Consider the following 19128-nt stretch of genomic DNA (forward strand, 5'->3'; position numbering starts at 1 on the left):
AACACCCAATTTGAAATTAAGTAAACTTATTAAGCTCTATTTTGACACCAAATTAGATTTATCCACAATAAAACAACCTATTTCACAAATAGTTTATATCATTATGAAATTAAGTGAGGTATACTTAATGTACAACTTTAACTTTGATTTAGCTCTCGTCACTATTTAACAGGAAAGAAGGGTACGCTATGTCAGAACCATCTACCCCTCCAATTTCCAAGTTGCTGCTTTGCATCCCTTTATTTATTACTTTTTTGAAAATTGGGCCAACAACTTTCGGTGGAGGCTACGCTATTCTGCCGATTATTGATAAGGAAATCACAGGACGCCGCCAATGGCTGCGAGAAGATGAAATGAGCGAGATCACAGCCCTGTCGGCTGCTGCCCCTGGAGGCATTGGCATTAATGTCGCTTCCTTAGTTGGTTACCGTATCGCTGGCCTACCTGGACTGCTCGTTTCAGTTATCGGTATCTCTTTACCGACGATCGCTATCATGCTGATGATGTGTCTTGGTGCAGCCCACTATAGCCACTATCCATGGGTGCAGGCAGCACTTATAGGTATCAAACCTACCGTTATTGCGCTGATCGCCTATGCCGCCATCCGAATGGGACGTCAAACACTCAACAACATGCTTGCTTGGATCTTGGTAGCTATATGCTTTTTATTGCTGTTGCTTACAGCCATTAATCCGTTAATTATTCTTCTGCTCGGTTCGTTAGTTGGGCTAAGCGCAGCGTACATGCGTAATCGTTTTTTGAGACGCCATTCTACTAAAAAACATCAATTAAAAGATCATAATACGTATCACTCCTCCTCATCTGCTCGCTGAGCTATGTTTCCTTCATGGATAATCTTAAATACGCCTGTGCATTCTCAAACAACATATGAGCTGTTGAATTATTACACAGAAGGACGGCGTAGTCAGCAATGTCAAGCGTGTATCAATTATTGACGGGCGATCACAGCAGAATAAAGGAAGAAGGCCTTGCTATGTTATGGAGCTTATTTTGGACCTTTTTAAAATTGGGCTTTGTCTCGTTCGGCGGCGGCTATGCGATGCTGCCTGTCATTGAATATGAAGCTGCTGTCCACCACTGGATGTCAGCTCAACAATATACGGAAGCCGTCGCACTTGCCGGCATGGCTCCCGGACCTGTAGCGATGAACATCGCTGTATATGTAGGCTTTACAGCTGCCGGATGGTTTGGCAGTCTCGTTGCCTCACTTGGTATTATTTTGCCATCCGTTATGATCATGTTTTTGGTTGCCACTATTTTCTATCGAATGTATGATAATCAATGGGTGCAAGCTGCACTTGGCGGTATGAAGCCAGCTGTGATCGCACTTGTGGCGTACGCGGCCGTTAATATGGCGATGCATTCCGAGATTGTCCAAGGTTATTCCATTCGCACTTATGCTAGTATCGTCATATTTGCACTTTCCTTGCTCGGTCTAGTGAAATTCAGAATGCATCCTATAACCGTCATCCTATTATCAGGAATAGTGGGGATTGCTATATATGCTTAATGGACCAACCCGTCGAATCGAACTTGCGGAACGACTGCCTTCTCCTAAGGCCAAAGAATTGTTCCACCGGATAAGACGTAAACATGAAATTGCTAAAAATGATCTACTTGCTGACAGCGGCTTAACGGTTAGCACGCTAACTCGTGTATTAGAAGAACTTGTCACGCTGGGACTGATTGAAGAGAGTGGTTTCGGCGCTTCTACAGGTGGAAGACGCCCCATTTTATATCGGGTCCGTGCTGATTATGGATACAGTCTCGGGTTGGATATTTCACGTGTCAGCTCTCGCCTCGTGCTGCTTGATCTGGCTGGAAACAAGCTGGATACGTGCGTCTGGGAGATGAATGAGGACACGACGCCCGAGAAATTGATTCAAGAGGTAGTTAAACAAATTAAGGTCTGGATAGACGAGCATCAACTCAAGACCGAGCATGTGATTGGTCTTGGTGTAGGAGCTGTTGGCCCGCTTCATCGGTTCAAAGGCGTCATCGAAGAACCAGAATGGTTTGCCGCTCCTGGCTGGAAGCATGTTCCGATCGTTAAAGAATTGGAGCGCGAACTTTGCTTTCCTGTCTTGTTAGACAATGGAGCAAACGCAGCCATTATCGCTGAATCTTGGGCAAATCGGGCCAAAAATGTACAGCATATGCTGTATGTCCACGCAGGCATTGGTCTGCGCTCTGCCATGATGTCGGACGGTAAATTAATCTACGGCGCTGTGGACATGGAAGGATCACTTGGCCAGATGATTATTCAAGCTGATGGCATTCCTTTCCGCACACCAGAGGGGAATTATGGCTGTCTTGATTCATACGCAACCATTTATGCCATTGAGCGCGAAATGAATGCCCATATTCGCATGGGGCGACAAAGCTGCTTGCAACAAATGCTGCGCCGCGACGAGCCTGTACAATTTCGCCATGTTATGGAGGCGCTGCGGCTTAGTGATCCGCTTACAACTGAAATTGTCACCCAAGCTGCAACTTACTTTGGCATCGGGTTAGCCAATTTGCTGAATGTGTTACATCCAGAGAAAGTCGTGCTCGGCGGACCTTTAATGACCTCACATGATTTATTTTTTTATACGGCTACACAGACCGCCATACGCAAAACCTATCATTACCCGAATTATCAGGTCGTGTTCAGCAAAGGAAGTTATGGTGAGGAAGCATTAGCTGTAGGTGCTGCGCTAATCGTTATCGACAAATTAACAGAGTAGTACAGCAATTCCTGCTCGACACAAGCTCTCTTCAGTTGCGATACGTATTAGAGAACTGAAACGGGAAGGAGGTAGTTCCTTTGGATCGTCAAACAGGATCAAAAGCAGCCAAAAGACCGACACCATCGGCTTGCTGCTCATCGACTCGTGCAGCAATATCCAATATACAAGTGCCCTGCGGTATCACATCTCCAGAGCAACCGCTTGTTGTTGAGCAAGCGGTTATGCCTGTTCCAGTTGAGCGTTGGCCCATTGTACCTGCGGGCAACTATTGGCTCGGAACAGATGGAGACGAAGGCTTTATAGCAGATGCCGAGGGGCCTGCGCGCGAGGTTGCAGTTGCAAGCTTCCGAATCTCACCCTATGCAGTCACCAATCAGGAGTATGCTGCTTTTGTGAACACCACAGGGTATGTAACGGAGAGCGAGCGATTTGGTTGGTCGTACGTCTTCCATCTGCTGCTCCCCTCTCTTGAACAGGCCAACATCATCGGCACGCCACCACAAACCCCTTGGTGGCTGGCTGTAGAAGGCGCCTATTGGAAGCAGCCAGAAGGACCAGGAAGTGAGATCGTCTCCCGAATGGATCATCCTGTCGTTCATATATCCTGGAACGATGCCACAGCGTATTGCCGCTGGGCCGGTGTACGCTTGCCTACGGAAATCGAATGGGAAACAGCAGCAAGAGGCGGGCTCCGAGGAAAGCGTTATCCGTGGGGAGACGTGCTGCGGCAAGACGGAGAGCACCAATGCAACATTTGGCAAGGTGTATTCCCAACCCTTAACCATGCAAGCGACGGTTATGCAGGAACTTGCCCTGTTCATACGTATAAACCTAATGGCTACGGACTCTATAATATGTCTGGAAACGTATGGGAGTGGTGTTCGGATTGGTTCACTTCCAATCCAATGCACCGTGGGTCGAGCGAACGACCAAATGGCCCAGCCCACGGAACCAGCCGCTTAATGAAAGGCGGCTCTTATTTGTGTCATCAATCCTACTGCAACCGTTACCGTGTTGCCGCACGCAGCAGCAATACGCCAGATAGCTCTAGCGGAAATATCGGCTTCCGTGTCGCCGTCGATTTACTATAGTCAAAATGATAGTGATACCAAGCATCTAGCTGTCAGCAAGGAATGAACGTGTATGTGGAAGGCTCTCACAACATAGCAGGTTTCTACGTTGTGAGTGAGCATTCCTACACGAATGTACCTATAAAGCAAATGGGTATCGGAAATTAAGAAGCGACTTCTCCCCGGTACAATTCCAGGTAGAAGTCGCAATATGTAGCCTCTTGCTATTGCCCACTTAAAAAATGGGATCAAATCGTCGTTCACTTAGCGCGTAGTGAACACAATAGAATTCACCCTTATCCAAAAAAAATATCCTCTAATGTGACTTGCTTAGGAACCACTTTATAAATATCGATCTCTCTTTTGGCTAAAGCATGCACCATTCGTGGAATGTGATCCTCACTAGAGACAGAGCAAGTCAGCTCTGACCCTTCAATCGCCAAATCTGTACAGTACGGGGACAACTCTTGCTGTATACTTTGTACATGCTCGTCTAAAATCGGCCCAATCTTCAAAGACAACTCAATGTGCTGTCGGTATTGACTCTTTAGTTCCTCCATTGAACCGTACTTTGTAATTAACCCCTGTTCCATAATAACGATACGTGAGCACAGCTTCTCTACTTCATGGAGATTATGTGATGTTAAAAAGATCGTCTTCTGCTGAGCGTGAAGCTCTTGAATTAGCTGTTGAATCTCAACAACAGATTCCGGGTCCAAACCCGACGTCGGTTCATCCAGAAAAATCAGTTCGGGGTCCCCAATTAAAGCTTGTGCAATGCCCAGCTTCTTTTTCATTCCAAAGGAAAAACCTTTTACTTTTTTGCGTTCATGACCACTCAGCCCCACGCGCTCTAACAGGTGGACAAGCTGATCTGGTTTTATTTTGGCATGCTTTAATTCAGAGAAAAAGATCATGTGATTAAGCGCAGTCATCTCATAATAGTAATTGGCGGCGTCAGGCATAACTCCAATCTGATTCTTGATCCTGTCCAATGTTTAACACATCATGAGAGAGTGTCAGCACAAATAAAAATCCAAATATAGTCGTTAAAAATCGGATACCTGATACGTATGGATTTGAATTTTCATTCAAAAAGAGGGTAGGGTTACTCTTTACGAAGTTAGATATGGAAAAAGCAAAAACGACAAATAAAAGCACAATCGCAACTGACTTGAAGCTTTTAAATAAGGATAAAAATTCACGTTTGGCAATCGTATACATCTCTAGTCCACCACGCTAAGCTTATTTTTCTTTACTAATCGATTGTGCGGCTTTTTTCTTTTTGTTATTCGTAAAAACGAGCACTAATCCTAGCACCAGTACAGCTACAAAAATATAATGATACGGCGGACTAGAACGAAAAATAACATACCCGATAAGTCCTATGACAAGCAGAAGATGCGGCATTGGGTTCCCTCATTTCAATTGATTTGAGTTAGCATACCAACCAAGGAGTACAACAATTAATGATCCGATTAACAAATCTAATCTAAGAAATAATACTAACGCCACCATGCAACAAACACTGTATAAGCCAATTAGCTTAAATCTCTCCATCTTGGTATACATTAATCCAAAACACAAATAATATGCCGTAGCTCTGCGTTCCCCCTCTTTCCACCTTTGCCGGCACAGGGAAAAAGACGTAAGAGCGAGTGCTTCGAAAATATATGGTTATTTCTGACGTAGGTACTTAGTTGAGAGCTGACGGATGTTTCCTGCGTGAGGTGTGAGGTCATTGCGGATACATGAGATAGATTAGCTGCCAGATTGCTTATTTGAATTATAAAAATAGAGACAGTAGATTTTTTTGCAACTAACAGCTTGTTTGTAACGAAATGATTTAGAGGACTTATCGACTTCAAAAAGAAAATTGTTATATTTTACAATTTCATTAATATAATATAATATAATACTAATAATATAAATAGCAAACACAAGCAACAAAGACGACCCACCCTCTAAGCGGATCAATAGGGCAGACCGTCCTTGCTTTATTTCAAATGACAAACATTTTGATTTGCAAGCTCAATCACTTTTAGCAATGAAATACGTGCATGCGATGACTCGTGAACCAAATAATCACTCTCCATCCGATCGATAAACAAAACACCGTCCAAATGATCCAACTCATGCTGCATACAAGTGGCCAGAAAACCATTCGCTTCAACAGTCACTTCTTCTAATTGGCGATTCATCATCCTTACTTTTATCCGTTCAAAACGCTTCACTAACCCATAATATCCTGGATAGGACAAACACCCCTCCATACCTTCCTGTTCTCCATCAGCATCTACAATCTCCGGGTTTATTAACTCCCAAAATCCTTCGCCTACATCCAGCACAACAGCACGACGCAGCAGTCCGATCTGTGGTGCCGCGAGCCCCGCCCGACCGCGATCTGCATACAAAGTCTCTTTCAAATCTCCCAGCATCGTGAGGATGCGTGGTGTCATCTCTGTAATAGGCTTGCATTTCTTACGCAGCAACGGATCACCAAATGGCAATATCGTTCGTATAGTCATTCTCTCCAACTCCTTTGTTTACCTATATACATATAAACCCCTCTGTATACTAAAATATACAAAAACGGGCCGCTTGAACAGCAGCCCGCTTCTTCATTCCGTTCATTCAGAATTACTTCACTTCCACTTTATTAGCAATTCCTTTAACTTCAAACCCGTATATACGTGCCGCCGTGTCTCCGCCTTGTGTTGGCTTCTCCACAATCAACTTCGCATAACGTGCTTTTGTTTTGGCGATCGCATGCTTGCTCACGCCTTTTGTATTGTCATTTACCACTACGGCATCTTTCCAATTGTCACCGTCTGCACTTAATTGAATCTTGAACTCCCGCGTGTTAAAGGATGCAGATTCTCCACCCGCTTCCGCGTGATGAATAACAAACTCCGTCAGGTCGTAGCTCTCCCCAAGATCAACCTGAATCCAATGTGGAGGATTACCTACCGCACACCACTTTGTCTTCGTTTCCCCGTCGACTGCATATTGCGGAGCTTCGCCATCATTCACAAAGGAAGATGCTGTTGTCTTTTTGCCTTTCGCCAAGTCTTCAGAGCGGAACGCAGCTTCTTTATCAACGGTGATGAGCTTTTTCGTAACAACGTCCTGACCAACTTCATTTTTCGCCGTCAGCGTAATCTCATATTCACCCTCCTGCGCATACTTCACAGTTGGATGGCGATCCTTGCTCGAAGATGGTGTTCCACCTGGGAAACTCCAATCCCATTCACTAGTCACCTCTGTAGACTTGTCTGTCACTTGTACGGTTTCACCTGGTGCCACATAGGTTTTATCTACTTCAAAGTCTGCCTTCGGAGACGGATAAGCCGGCCATTGGAAAGCGACTGTTGCCGCACGTCCTTCCTGATAATGACGGTTCACTGGAACAACGACTAGCTTCGTTTCCTTCTCTAGGCCATTGCGACGCATTTCTGATACATAATAATGGTCATTACCTGTCGCTCCCATAAATTCACGAGTGCCGTCCGACTTCACGCGGTACACTTGGTAATACATAACATCCTCGCCAGCGTTGTCCCATTTGAGACGAGCATCTGCATAAATTCCGTCGCGGAAATCATTTTCAATAATAGCTGCATGCTTAACATCCTTAACCTGCGCCGCTTTAACCTTCTTATCTCGGATCGTAAATTCACCAAGGTTAACCGTATAGTTGTTTACAGCTTGCTTTCCTTCAACTTGGACAGACAATCCGACGACTTTTTTGCCTGCATATGCCGACAAATCGTAAGTTGCCGTCAGCCAATCACTCTTGGCGCCCGCTTGCTTCGTATGTTTTGGTTTCAAAATAACGTATTGATCAGTTGCACCTTCCAAAGCTATCCCCATGTTCAGAGCAGCGGCATCCTTATGAGTCGCTTGGTAAGTTAGGGTCATTTCTGTAGTATTTGTAACTGGCACTTCCGCTTTGTACAGCTTAATATGGGATGTGCCTCCAGCTGTCACGCTGCCAGCCGCTTTAAGCGAGCTGCCTCCATAAAATGCTTTATCAAAGTCAAAGTCTACTTTCAACTGATTGCCTTGTTCCTCGTTCACCCAACGCCAAGTCGGCAGCACATCTTGCAAGCTGCGGTTAAACCATTCACGATCACGTACTTGCTTGCCAAATACGCTAAACATTTTACCATTACCTGTATTAAAATGGGTTATAAAATCAGTATCTGTCACGACCGTACGTCCTACGATATCGTTAGCGATACCACGCCATTCTTTATCATTTTCTTTGGTCTGAACTGGATTTTTGTCTGCACCGACCCAGAAAATCTGCTCATTGTCCATAAATTGTTCGTTAGTTTTAGAAGCATTAAATGCCCAATCAGGACGATAAATACCTAATGATGTGACTGGAGTGCCATCTTTCGGGAAAAGTACCGGCCAATTATACTTGCCTTTGTATCCCCCTGCTTCCACATCGATGCCCGCAAATAAATCAAACGGACTGCGCCCCAACGCCTTTGCTTTGTCAGGCGAATTTAAAAATGGCGTAATGTAATCGTAGCTGCCCTCTTTTTTGAACTGCCAACGGAAATCGATAAACATGTTATCCGCAACACGTTGATCACCATCCTGCAAGAACATTTTGTTTTTATCCGTCAGACCGCCCTGCCATTTTACAGGACCATCATCGATCATGGAATCGTACCATATTATTTCCATTTCAGGCGATTTGATTTTTTGTAAGTATTTCAGAAATGCCTGCATTTGCTTAGCGTCTTCTGCTGTTCCGCCTTGCGTCTCCTCATTAATAAACCAACCGTCAAAACCGTAATACTTCGCCACTTCGATCAGTTTGTCTGCGACTGGGAAAGAGCCATCCGCTTTTTGCTGCAACAATTGTTTAGTCCATTGGAACTTCCCGCCATGTTCCGTTTGCGGCATGAATACGGTTCCAAACACCGGAACACCATTTTTATGTCCCGCATCGATAACGTCTGCGCTTGGCGGCACGATGATCCCCTCACCCGCAGAACCGCCCCACATCACTAGTTTGTCGATGTATTGCCAGTAGCTGAATGCATACCCATGAAAGCTATCATTGCCTTGCGAAGGAGCACCAGATGTATTTTTGTACATCGCGGACAGTGCCATCACTTTAGGCTCAGTCTTGGCATTCGCATTTTCCTTTTGACCTTGCACACGATCTTTATTCAGCTTCACCGTGCTGCGGTTGAAGGCGGCGTCTTTATCTGTTGAAGGCGACCAACTTAGTAATGTTTCCGGATACCAGAAGGAAGACAGCGGCTGCGCGGCATGCGCCTGCCCTGCAAAGCCAGCCAAAGTACCAGCAATTAATGCGGTGCCGAGAACCATTCCGATCTTTTTCTTTATGCTGCTGCGAGATAACACAGTAGGTTTCATTCGTTTCATGTCATTCTCCCCCTTAAGATGTCCAATATAGCAAGCACCTTCTTGGTAACGGTTACAAACCAATGTTAGCGCTTCCACATAATCTTCCTCCTATTATAGTTAAAATAGCCCATAAAAAAAGGGAGATTACTCCTGTTCGAGCAACCTCCTTAAATAAGTACACCTTTTCTTTAATTTATACTTGCTTATGTTTCTTCATATTCAAAATACTGGTTGATCAATCGTAAAAATAAGTTCGGAAACGCATACCCTTCCATCTGGGCGGGTCGGATATAAGCATATCCTTCCGGTAAAATAGAAGGGGTGTTGATTCCTTTACACCGAAACACACGCATTTGCCAATGAATATGGCTAAATGTATGCTCCGCATCGATGTGCCGTTCTATAGGCTCAATCTCAATTCCATCCGCATGCAGCATTCCGCGAAGCATGTCCATCGCCTCGTTGTCTGGCAGCCCTGTGAGTTGGGCCGCTTTGGGTGCAAGCAGATGCGGCAGCTCCCACATACGGGCAAGCAGCCCCGTATCCGGACGTTTGCGGATTAGTATTTTGCCCTCATCTGGGCCCGTCCCTACAATTAACGCCGCATAGCGAAGCTCTGGTTTCGGAGGCTTGGCCTTTGTCTTAATGGGCAAGATTAGTTCCTCTCCTGCAATGCGTCCGGCGCAATGCTCCATTACAGGACATGGTAGACATGACGGTGATTTAGGCGTGCACACAAGCGCCCCCAACTCCATTAAAGCCTGATTAAAATGTGAGGCTTCCCCTTCTGGAATAAGCTCCTGCGCGATGTGCTCAATATGCGGGCGTGTGCTCGGCTTGGCGATATCATCATGTAGACGGAAATAACGAGAAAGCACACGCATAACGTTGCCGTCTACCGCTGGCTCTGAACGGTTAAATGCGATACTCATAATCGCACCCGTCGTATACGGGCCGACTCCCTTCAGTGAAGCTACGGCTGCTTTGTCATCAGGCACTTCCCCGTTATAGCGCTCCTTTACCTCACGTGCTGCGGCTTGTAGATTGCGCGCTCGAGAGTAGTAGCCTAACCCTTCCCATGCTTTTAGCACCTCTTCTTCCGGTGCATCAGCAAGAGCAGTGGCTGTCGGAAACTTATCGATAAACCGGTTAAAATAGGGAATGACGGTATCCACGCGTGTTTGTTGCAGCATAATTTCCGATACCCACGTGTAATAAGCGTTCTGCTGTCGTCGCCACGGTAAATCGCGTCGATTGTTCATATACCAGCGCAGCAGTTCACGGCTAAAATATCGTTTTTGTTCTTCCATGTCGGCTCCCTTCATTTATATCTACATACATAATGGATAATATAATCTAGGAATGGGTTTAAATAGATAACTTTATCGTCACGCTGTTTCCTGCAGATAGAAACCCTTCGCCCATTATACACGAATGGTATCAGTTGTGAACGTTTTGCCAACAATCTGCGGAACAGCTTGCCTTTAGTTCCTATCCTATCCATACTGTAATCAATATCATTGACGCTATCCAAAGGAGCGATATCGATGCTTCAATCATTGCCTAAGCCGCGAAGTAAGAAATTACTCATTGCATGTGCCATTGTACTTGTTTTTGCATTGACGGGATGCGGGGCGGGTTCTGGCGCTAACAACAGTGCACCCGCCGATTCAGCAGCACTGGAGGGTCCAGAGGATGTAGTTGCTATCTACAAGCAGCGCTGCATGCAGTGCCACGGGACAGATTTGAAGGGACGTATGGGCGCAGAGACCAACATCTCCAAGATTGGCGCTAAGCTTACAAAAGACGACATCGTGCTCACGGTGAAAAATGGCGGCAAGCGTATGCCTGCGCTTGGTGGCAGCATTGAAGATGCTGACATTGAGAAAATTGCGGTCTGGTTGTCTGATAAGAAATAAAAGGGACGATGCTTGCTGCAATGTAAGCGCATCAGTTAAACCAATCTGTTCTACGAATACGCAATCCATGAGCAAAGGACGTGCTCGAAAGTCTAATTAGACTAACGAGCACGTCCTTTGCTTTGATAATGCATACCTTCTGGAGTACCCGAGACGATGCACCTGCATTGGCTCACATCATGCAGGTTCCCTACAAACGCTGTCTGCTATCATCGCTCAATAGCCTTATACTAACTCAACCACGCAAAACGCTGAAGCCATGCCAGGCTGGTGAGAAATGCTGACGTGAATGCGCATCGCGCTTGATGCAAGGCCAAGCCGCTCCCAAGCAGCTTCACTTAGTATCGCATGCGGCTTGCCAAGTGGATCAGGCAGCACCTCAACATCTTGAAAGCCAATCTGCTTGCCGATGCCGCAGCCAAATGCTTTCACTACAGCTTCCTTCACCGCAAACCTTCCAGCCACCCATTCCACACTACGAGCTTCGCGCTGCTCCAGTGCTTGTCGTTCATTAGCTGTTAATATTCGATGCAGAAAGCGGTCTTTACTATGTCCCTCTACAATTCGGCTAATTCTCTCCATATTCAGCACATCATGTCCGACTCCATATATCACGAGGCTTTTTCCTCTCTTTCTATAGTCCCTTCCGTATAAACAGCATCTATATAAACTTATTATTTACCTGAAAACAACATAATAAGTTTTTTCATTATCTTATGTGCATATTCGATTTGCAAATTAATATTGTCCCTTTATGTACTCAACAGCTTCACGAGACATTACATCTGCCTAGTTTTCCTTTCCATAGTGGCTAGCACTCTCTTAAAATCAACGTTTCTCCTGAGCCATCTATCTAGTCAAAACAAGATTCATAGAATACATTATAGTATCTTCTTAAAGATGGAGGTATGAGAGATGTCAGGTTACAACTACTACGGCTACAATGGTGGTAACAACGGGATTGCAGGCTTACTTCACCGAATTTCAATCGGTACTCGTATTCGGGTTCACTTTGACAGCACATCACACGAAGGCATATTCCTTGGTATTCAGAGTGGTTCCGTTCTTATTTCAAGAAACAACGGCAACGCGGTATATATTCCACTCAACAAAGTTCTGGCTATTGACCTAATCTGATGATCCCAAGCTTCTCTGCACGCAGTATCGAAGCTACAAGACCAGCACCATACGTTCGTGCTTGGAGACACTCCTGAACATTCCAAACGGCTTTTGAAACAAGGGGGCTTTTGCCCCCTTGTTTTTGTGTAGCGGCGGACTTCCTATTGCGATCTGCACTTTATAATGTTAACCTTATAAACAAAAAATGGGTTAACATTAATGAGAAGGGAATTGATATGATGAATCCCGTATACCATAAGGAATTGTTACTTAAAGATCGTACATATGTCTGGCATCCCTTTACACAAATGAAAGAGTATGAAGATCGACACCACCTGCTGATCGAGAGAGCACAAGGCTTATACTTGTACGACGCCGATGGCCGTCAATATTACGATACCGTCTCATCTTGGTGGTGCAACCTGCATGGCCACGGTCACCCCCGTATTAAAGCTGCAATTGCCCGTCAATTGGATGCTTTCGATCATATTATGTTTAGTGGCCTCACTCATGCTCCAGGCATTGAACTGGCCGAACGGCTTGTGCAGATCACACCAACAGGGTTAAATAAAGTGTTTTATTCAGACAACGGCTCCACAGCTGTAGAAGTTGCACTAAAGATGTCGTTTCAATATTGGCAGCAGCTTGGAAAACCCCAAAAAACAAAATTTGTGTATTTGGAGGGCAGCTATCATGGCGATACGTTAGGAGCCGTCAGCGTAGGCGGTGTAGCACTATACCATGAACTGTTTAAGCCGCTGCTCTTCCATGCGCACTGCGTGCCTGCGCCGGATTTGAGGCAAGTAGACCGAACAGCTTCACGCAGTGCCCATGAAATTGCCGAAATAGCGCTTGCTCACCTGCGTGAGCTGTTCGCAAAAGAAAGCGACACGATCGCTGCGATCATCGTGGAGCCGATGCTGATGGGCGCTGGCGGCATGATAATGACGCCTGCTGCGTATATGCAGGGACTTCGAGAATTATGCACGGCATTTAACGTGCATCTCATTGCCGATGAAGTCGCAACTGGCTTTGGACGGACAGGCAAAATGTTTGCCTGTGAGCACGCAAGCGTAAGCCCTGATTTGATGTGCTTAAGCAAGGGGCTTACCGCAGGAGTGATGCCGCTTGCTGCAACACTCAGCACCGATGAGATTTACGCTGCGTTCTACGACGACTATGCGGCGCAGAAAACCTTTTTCCACGGCCACAGCTTCACGGGCAACCCTGTTGCCTGCGCCGTGGCCCTGGAAAGTCTGCGCCTGTTCGAGGAAGAGCATGTCCTCGAACAGGCGCAGGACACCATCGCCGCGCTCGCCGCTGCGCTCGGCGATTCCGGCTTGGCCAAGCTGCCGCACGTGGCAGATGTGCGGCAGCTCGGCCTAGTAGCGGCGTTCGACCTCTACGAGGATGCCGAACGCCGCCTGCCTTTTCGCCCCGAACAACGAATCGGGGCGGCGGCTTACGCTGCGGGCTTCGAGGAGGGACTCATCCTCCGCCCGCTCGGCGATACGCTGTACTTTTGGCTGCCGCTATGCACCACGGCAGACGACGTACGCGATATCGTCACGCGTACAATACGCGTGCTGCGACGTGTATTGAGGCTGTCTGAATAGCAGCACCAACAGCTAGTGCAAAGCCCTCTCATGTATAGAACAACTATCATTTCAGATGCTTTATTGTAGTTGTAAATTCCCCTGCTGTGGGCTGCTGTTCAAATGTACTTCGTGCCGCTTATTATCGTTTGCGCCAACAGCCCTCCGAAGTAACGGAGGGCTTGTTCGTTAAAGAATATACATCCGATAACGGATAATGAAATACAGTGCTTAACCCGCCTCTTCTCGATCCTCGCTCATGGTCAATTCGTAATAGAACCCTCTCTTCTCGATCAGTTCGTCATGCGAACCACGCTCCATGACCTCACCATCGTTAATAACAAGAATCATGTCCGCATTACGAATCGTGCTGAGACGATGAGCAATAACAAAGCTGGTTCGTCCTTTCATCAACGTGTGCATGGCAGCTTGAATATGCAATTCCGTTCTTGTGTCCACACTGCTCGTAGCCTCATCCAAAATGAGTATTGCAGGGTCAGCCAAAATAGCACGTGCTATCGTCAGCAATTGCCGTTGCCCCTGACTCAGACTTCCTCCACTCCCGTTAAGCATAGAATCATATCCGTGTGGAAGCTTCTTAATAAATTCGTGTGCATTAGCCAGCTTTGCTGCGGCCTCCACTTCCTCATCTGTAGCATCTAACTTGCCATAACGAATATTGTTTCGAATCGAGTCGGTGAATACATGCGCATCCTGTAGCACAATGCCGAGCTGACTTCGCAAGCTCCGCTTGTCAGCAAGGCCAATGTTTTGGCCATCAATCCGAATCGTACCCTGATCGATATCGTAAAACCGTGTCAGCAAGTTCATAATCGTTGTTTTCCCTGCACCAGTAGGGCCCACAAGCGCAATCATCTCACCTGGCTTAGCCGAAAACGTTACTCGCTTCAGAATAGGCTGTTCTGGATTGTAACCAAAACTTACTTCATTAAATTGAACGTGACCGGCTACGCGACCAATCGATTCATGCTTTAACTCTGCATTAAACTCAGACTTTGTATCCATAACCTCAAAAACACGTTCAGCACCTGCAATACCGGATTGAATCATGTTATATTGATTTGCCAGTTCATTTATCGGACCACTTAACTGCCTGGAATAATTAAGAAAGCTAACGATAACACCCACACGTGTCCATCCTGAAAAAGCCATCCAGCCCCCAACGACAGCGATTACGATATACGTAAGGTGGCTCATCATATTCATAACAGGTCCCATCATGCCAGACAAAATTTGTGCTCTCGTGCCTGCCTGACGAAGCCGCTCGTTCATAACTTTAAATTCCTCGGCAGAGCGCCCTTCCCTGCGAAACAGCTTAACGACCTTCTGTCCCGAAATTGTTTCCTCGATATAACCATTTAATTGCCCCAAGCTCTCTTGCTGGCCTTTAAAATGTTTACGGGTACGTACCGCAATCTTCTTCGTTGCAACCGTTACAAGCGGAATCGTAATCAGACTAACCATTGTTAGCCAGACGTTTAAGTACAACATAAAGCTGATGGCCCCGATAATAGTGACAGCACTTGAAATCATTTGAATGAGGCTCTGGTTTAACGTATTGGACAGATTCTCAATATCATTTGTCGTTCGACTCATTAATTCCCCATGCGGCGTGCGGTCAAAGTAACCTAACGGCAGCTGCTGCATATGGTGAAACAAGTCTCTGCGCAGCTCTAACACCGTTTGTTGGGACAAGCCCGCCATCAGGTACGTCTGGAGCCATGACATTACGCTGCTGCAAACATATATAAGCAGCAAAACAAGGCAGAGCTGAAACAGCCCTTCCGCATCCTGTGGGATAATATGACGGTCAACTGCTCTTCCTAACAAATAAGGGGCAATTAAAGCAAGGCCTGAGCTAGCTACAGCCAAAATAATGATCCACGTTAAACTAGACCGCTGTCTACTTAAATAACCCCACAGCCGCTTTAATGTAGCACTTGTATGTTTAGCCCGTTCCTTTGGTACAGGCCCAACGGGACGGCGGCCGCCAAAGCCAGCTGCTGCTGGCAATTCCTTCGGGGGCTTTGCTTGTGAAGTAGTTCCGTGCCCTGATGTTGCTTCAGCCATGTAATACGTCCTCCTTTCTGAGCTGGGATTCAACAATATCTCGATACAAGAGACTCGTTCGTATCAACTCATCATGCGTCCCCTGTGCCGCAATTTGTCCATTCTCAAGCACGATAATGCTGTCCGCTGCTACAATAGAAGAGATACGTTGCGCAATTACGATAGATGTACGGTGGCGCATTCGTTCACGCAATGCCTGCTGAATACGCGCTTCCGTCTTTAAATCGACAGCACTTGTGCTGTCATCCAGTATTAAAATATCAGGCTTGGCAAGCAGCGTTCGTGCGAGCGATATCCGCTGCTTCTGACCACCTGATAAATTGACGCCCCGCTGGCCGACAACCGTATCGTAACCGGCTGGCAGTCGTTCGATAAATGTATGCGCTTCGGCTGCACGCGCTGCATCCTCCACTTCCGCTTGAGAAGCTTCTGGCATGCCATAGCGTATATTGTCCCTGATCGTGCCGCTAAACAACAAAGCTTGCTGTAGCACCATCCCTACTCTGCGGCGCAGCTCATAAATATCCATATCCTTTATATTGTGACCATCAATAAGTACACGGCCAGAAGTTGGCTCATACAATCTTGGAATTAGATGGACAAGAGACGACTTTCCTGATCCAGTAGCTCCTATAATTGCTACGGTCTGACCTGCTTCCACCTGAAAATGAATATCGTTTAGTATTTGCGCCTGCATCCCCTCATCATAAGCAAAGGAAACATGTTCAAATGAAATCCGACCCTTTAGCACGCCTTCCTCCCGTGGATTGCTTGTAACTACCGTGTCTGACATGTCCACTATGTCCTCTACTGTGTGTGTCGTGTCCACCATGTCCTCCACCGTGTCAGGAACTGTGTTCAGCACTTCTTTAATGCGGTCTGCGGAAGCTTTAGCTCGGGAAATGTTCATAATCATTGATCCGATGGACAGCAAAGAAAACAGAATTTGAGTCATGTAATTCAAATAAGCAATTAATTGGCCTACATTAATAGCTCCATTCCATGTTTGTGCGCCACCATACCATAGCACCGCTACAATACTCGTATTAAGCACTAGCATCATAAGGGGCATATGAAGAGCAATCGTTCGAAACGCCTTTAAAGCATGCTCAAAATAGTGTTGGTTCGCCTTCTCAAACCGCGCTTCTTCATAGTCTGAGCGAACAAAAGCCTTCACCACCCGAATGCCGGACAAATTTTCTTGCAGCACCGTATTTACCCGATCCAGCTTATGCTGCATCTTACCAAACATCGGGATGGACAGTCTCATCAATATTAGTAAGGCGCTTAACAACAATGGAATCGTAATGGCTAACACAAGTGACAATCGTGGGCTAATGATCACCGCCATCATAATGCTGCCAAGCAGCATCAACGGCGAACGAACCATAATTCTTAATGCGATTTGTACCATATTTTGCACCTGCACAATATCGCTCGTCAGACGGGTGATCAACGACCCCGTCGTCACACGATCCAAATCACGGAACGAGAACGTTTGGATGTGGCGAAACAGATCATACCGTAAATCTGCGCCGAAGTTCTGTGCAGCTTTGCTTGAAAATACGGTGCACCCAGCACCCCCGATCAATCCCACCAGAGCAACACCAATCATTATCGCCCCGACGTGCCAAATATGTTGTACATCCCCTTTCATCACACCCTCATTCACGATCGATGCCATTAACTGCGGCTGCAACAAATCCATGCCTACTTCCAGAACCATAAATAAAGGCGCTAATATTGCCGCTGCCCAATAAGGTTTTAAATAACGAATTAAACGAATCATCCCGACACTCCTCTAATTATAAAGCCGACTAACGAACTTCCTTCTCTATTCGATTCAGATTGTCGTACATATGAAGCAGCATCCGTCGAAATAGAAGTTTCTCTTCCGGCACAAAACCTTCAAAACATTGATGCTCCAACGTCTGTAACGTCTCCGTTAGCACACCAGCGGCATGGCGACCTTTGTCCGTCAAAAATACACGTGACAAACGATGGTCCTGCTCATCTTGTCTCCGTTCCACAAGCCCCGTCTTCTCCATCCGCGTAATCATAACGGTTAAGGTTGCCGGCTGTACACGCAGCTTGTGCGCCAGTTCATTCTGGCTCTGCCCATCTTCTTCTGCAAGACGGAACAACAACGGCGGCTGCCCCGGATAAACCTCCACATCCTGGGTCAAATCATGTAATGTGCGTCGGTGCAGCTTCATGACCTGTATCATGACATGCGTCAATGATTCCGATTGATATATATCCATACCTATAGCCCCTTATTATTTAGTCGACTAATTAATAAGGTAGACCTCATTTTGTTCCCTGTCAATCTTCCATTCCAAACTATGAAGAAGCATACTTCGAATAAACAGAAAAGGGGATGTCCAGAAAGTCAGTCTAAACTGACTTGACTACGGCCCCCCCCATTTTTGTTGAGTGTCATAAATAAGCACAAAAAACTGTGTTTTCTTGTGATATGGAAGTTACGACACTAACATTTCACAAAGGACGGTTTTTATACGTAATCAAATGACTACTAGAGAAACGTATACTATACAGTGGACACTTCCTCTAGGAGCAATGGAAGAACAATCTGTTAACAAACACTTACTCGCACCTACCATTAAGCCCCATGACAACAAACAACCTCAGATGATTGTGGATTTGGAGCGCTACGTTTATGCGGATATGCGGATTTATGCTTATAAAGGAAGATCACATGGAAAACGGTCAATTGAAACCGGTCTACAATGTGCAGATGGCAAACGATAACCAGTTCATTCTGTCCTACAACCTGCACCAACGCCTTACCGATACACGCTGCTTCATCCGCCCATTATGAAGCGCCTGGCCGCATCTGCTTTGCCGATGCCCAAGACGGTGCTAGCCGACGCGGGCTATGGCAGGGAGGAAAATGATTTGTATGCGGTAGGGGAAGACAAAGTACAGCGTTTTGATGCGCTCCTGTCTTACCACAGCTATATGGAGGAGAAGACACGTCGTTACGAAAAGGACATTGGACATGCCTCAAACTGGACGTAGGAAGGACACGTTGATCGGTTCGTGTGCCCGAGTAGCCGCTACATTCGCATTAAGAAATAAAAAACGATAGAGTAGAGCGCAGAGAGCGATGATAGCTGGTTGAATAGGCTGACTTTGGTGGACAGAAGATCCGTTATGTGCGGTA

At 46.2% G+C, this 19128-nt stretch carries 19 protein-coding genes; 9 read left to right on the top strand and 10 right to left on the bottom strand.

Annotation, left to right across the window (positions count from 1 at the left end; genetic code table 11):
* Positions 1-188: 188 nt before the first annotated feature.
* The 4 genes from H509_RS24665 (at position 189) to H509_RS0108210 (ending at position 3844) form a co-directional block, all read left to right on the top strand.
* The gene (locus H509_RS24665; protein ID WP_051286892.1) at positions 189-833 is read left to right on the top strand and encodes a chromate transporter; all 645 of its coding nucleotides are present in this window, start codon (positions 189-191) and stop codon (positions 831-833) included.
* Between the two features lie 98 nt (positions 834-931).
* Positions 932-1531, top strand: a complete 600-nt coding sequence (locus H509_RS0108200; protein WP_245596005.1) for a chromate transporter — start codon at positions 932-934, stop codon at positions 1529-1531.
* A complete protein-coding gene (locus H509_RS0108205) occupies positions 1524-2750 on the top strand; it encodes an ROK family protein (RefSeq protein ID WP_028544663.1) in 1227 nt (408 codons plus the stop codon). The genes H509_RS0108200 and H509_RS0108205 overlap by 8 nt, the downstream gene beginning before the upstream one ends.
* A 224-nt stretch (positions 2751-2974) precedes the next feature.
* Entirely contained in the window at positions 2975-3844 is an 870-nt protein-coding gene (locus H509_RS0108210) for a formylglycine-generating enzyme family protein (protein WP_036696796.1), read from the top strand.
* 275 nt (positions 3845-4119) lie between these two features.
* Here H509_RS0108210 and H509_RS24670 read toward each other — a convergent pair whose 3' ends face one another.
* From H509_RS24670 to mutY, 6 genes are all read right to left on the bottom strand, one after another.
* Positions 4120-4818: an ABC transporter ATP-binding protein gene (locus tag H509_RS24670; protein WP_157277552.1), complete on the bottom strand. Its 699-nt coding sequence runs from the start codon at positions 4816-4818 to the stop codon at positions 4120-4122.
* Positions 4781-5047, bottom strand: a complete 267-nt coding sequence (locus H509_RS27955; RefSeq protein WP_028544665.1) for a hypothetical protein — start codon at positions 5045-5047, stop codon at positions 4781-4783. The genes H509_RS24670 and H509_RS27955 overlap by 38 nt, the downstream gene beginning before the upstream one ends.
* A 21-nt stretch (positions 5048-5068) precedes the next feature.
* Positions 5069-5233, bottom strand: coding sequence for a hypothetical protein (locus H509_RS27590; protein WP_157277555.1), 165 nt, complete (start codon positions 5231-5233; stop codon positions 5069-5071).
* A 587-nt stretch (positions 5234-5820) separates the two neighbouring features.
* Positions 5821-6351, bottom strand: a complete 531-nt coding sequence (gene def / locus H509_RS0108235; protein ID WP_028544667.1) for a peptide deformylase — start codon at positions 6349-6351, stop codon at positions 5821-5823.
* 112 nt (positions 6352-6463) lie between these two features.
* The gene (locus H509_RS0108240) at positions 6464-9235 is read right to left on the bottom strand and encodes an endo-beta-N-acetylglucosaminidase (protein ID WP_028544668.1); all 2772 of its coding nucleotides are present in this window, start codon (positions 9233-9235) and stop codon (positions 6464-6466) included.
* A gap of 185 nt (positions 9236-9420) precedes the next feature.
* Positions 9421-10527: an A/G-specific adenine glycosylase gene (gene mutY / locus H509_RS0108245; RefSeq protein ID WP_028544669.1), complete on the bottom strand. Its 1107-nt coding sequence runs from the start codon at positions 10525-10527 to the stop codon at positions 9421-9423.
* Positions 10528-10764: 237 nt separating this feature from the next.
* On the opposite strand from mutY, the gene H509_RS0108250 reads away from it, so the two are divergent.
* Positions 10765-11136 carry a c-type cytochrome gene (locus tag H509_RS0108250; protein WP_036696742.1) on the top strand — a complete coding sequence of 124 codons (372 nt, stop codon included), beginning with the start codon at positions 10765-10767 and terminating at the stop codon, positions 11134-11136.
* A gap of 225 nt (positions 11137-11361) precedes the next feature.
* On the opposite strand, the gene acpS is transcribed toward H509_RS0108250, so the two are convergent.
* Positions 11362-11751, bottom strand: a complete 390-nt coding sequence (acpS, locus tag H509_RS0108255) for a holo-ACP synthase (RefSeq protein WP_028544671.1) — start codon at positions 11749-11751, stop codon at positions 11362-11364.
* A 300-nt stretch (positions 11752-12051) separates the two neighbouring features.
* Here acpS and H509_RS0108260 point away from each other — a divergent pair, with 300 nt between their 5' ends.
* Positions 12052-12273 carry a hypothetical protein gene (locus H509_RS0108260; protein ID WP_028544672.1) on the top strand — a complete coding sequence of 74 codons (222 nt, stop codon included), beginning with the start codon at positions 12052-12054 and terminating at the stop codon, positions 12271-12273.
* A gap of 221 nt (positions 12274-12494) precedes the next feature.
* The gene (gene bioA, locus H509_RS0108265) at positions 12495-13871 is read left to right on the top strand and encodes an adenosylmethionine--8-amino-7-oxononanoate transaminase (RefSeq protein ID WP_028544673.1); all 1377 of its coding nucleotides are present in this window, start codon (positions 12495-12497) and stop codon (positions 13869-13871) included.
* A gap of 210 nt (positions 13872-14081) precedes the next feature.
* Here bioA and H509_RS0108270 read toward each other — a convergent pair whose 3' ends face one another.
* The 3 genes from H509_RS0108270 to H509_RS0108280 are packed head-to-tail and all read right to left on the bottom strand — an operon-like array spanning position 14082 to position 18205.
* A complete protein-coding gene (locus H509_RS0108270; protein ID WP_028544674.1) occupies positions 14082-15941 on the bottom strand; it encodes an ABC transporter ATP-binding protein in 1860 nt (619 codons plus the stop codon).
* Positions 15934-17730, bottom strand: coding sequence for an ABC transporter ATP-binding protein (locus tag H509_RS0108275; RefSeq protein WP_028544675.1), 1797 nt, complete (start codon positions 17728-17730; stop codon positions 15934-15936). The genes H509_RS0108270 and H509_RS0108275 overlap by 8 nt, the downstream gene beginning before the upstream one ends.
* 28 nt (positions 17731-17758) lie before the next feature.
* Positions 17759-18205 (bottom strand): MarR family winged helix-turn-helix transcriptional regulator, encoded by a 447-nt coding sequence (locus H509_RS0108280; RefSeq protein WP_028544676.1) that lies wholly within the window; start codon positions 18203-18205, stop codon positions 17759-17761.
* Positions 18206-18470: 265 nt separating this feature from the next.
* Here H509_RS0108280 and H509_RS27595 point away from each other — a divergent pair, with 265 nt between their 5' ends.
* Positions 18471-18713, top strand: coding sequence for a hypothetical protein (locus H509_RS27595; RefSeq protein WP_157277558.1), 243 nt, complete (start codon positions 18471-18473; stop codon positions 18711-18713).
* Between the two features lie 66 nt (positions 18714-18779).
* The gene (locus H509_RS27600; RefSeq protein WP_157277561.1) at positions 18780-18983 is read left to right on the top strand and encodes a hypothetical protein; all 204 of its coding nucleotides are present in this window, start codon (positions 18780-18782) and stop codon (positions 18981-18983) included.
* The last annotated feature ends 145 nt before the right edge of the window (positions 18984-19128 follow it).

The organism is Paenibacillus taiwanensis DSM 18679 (assembly GCF_000425125.1).
GTDB classification, from domain to species: Bacteria; Bacillota; Bacilli; order Paenibacillales; family Paenibacillaceae; genus Paenibacillus_B; species Paenibacillus_B taiwanensis.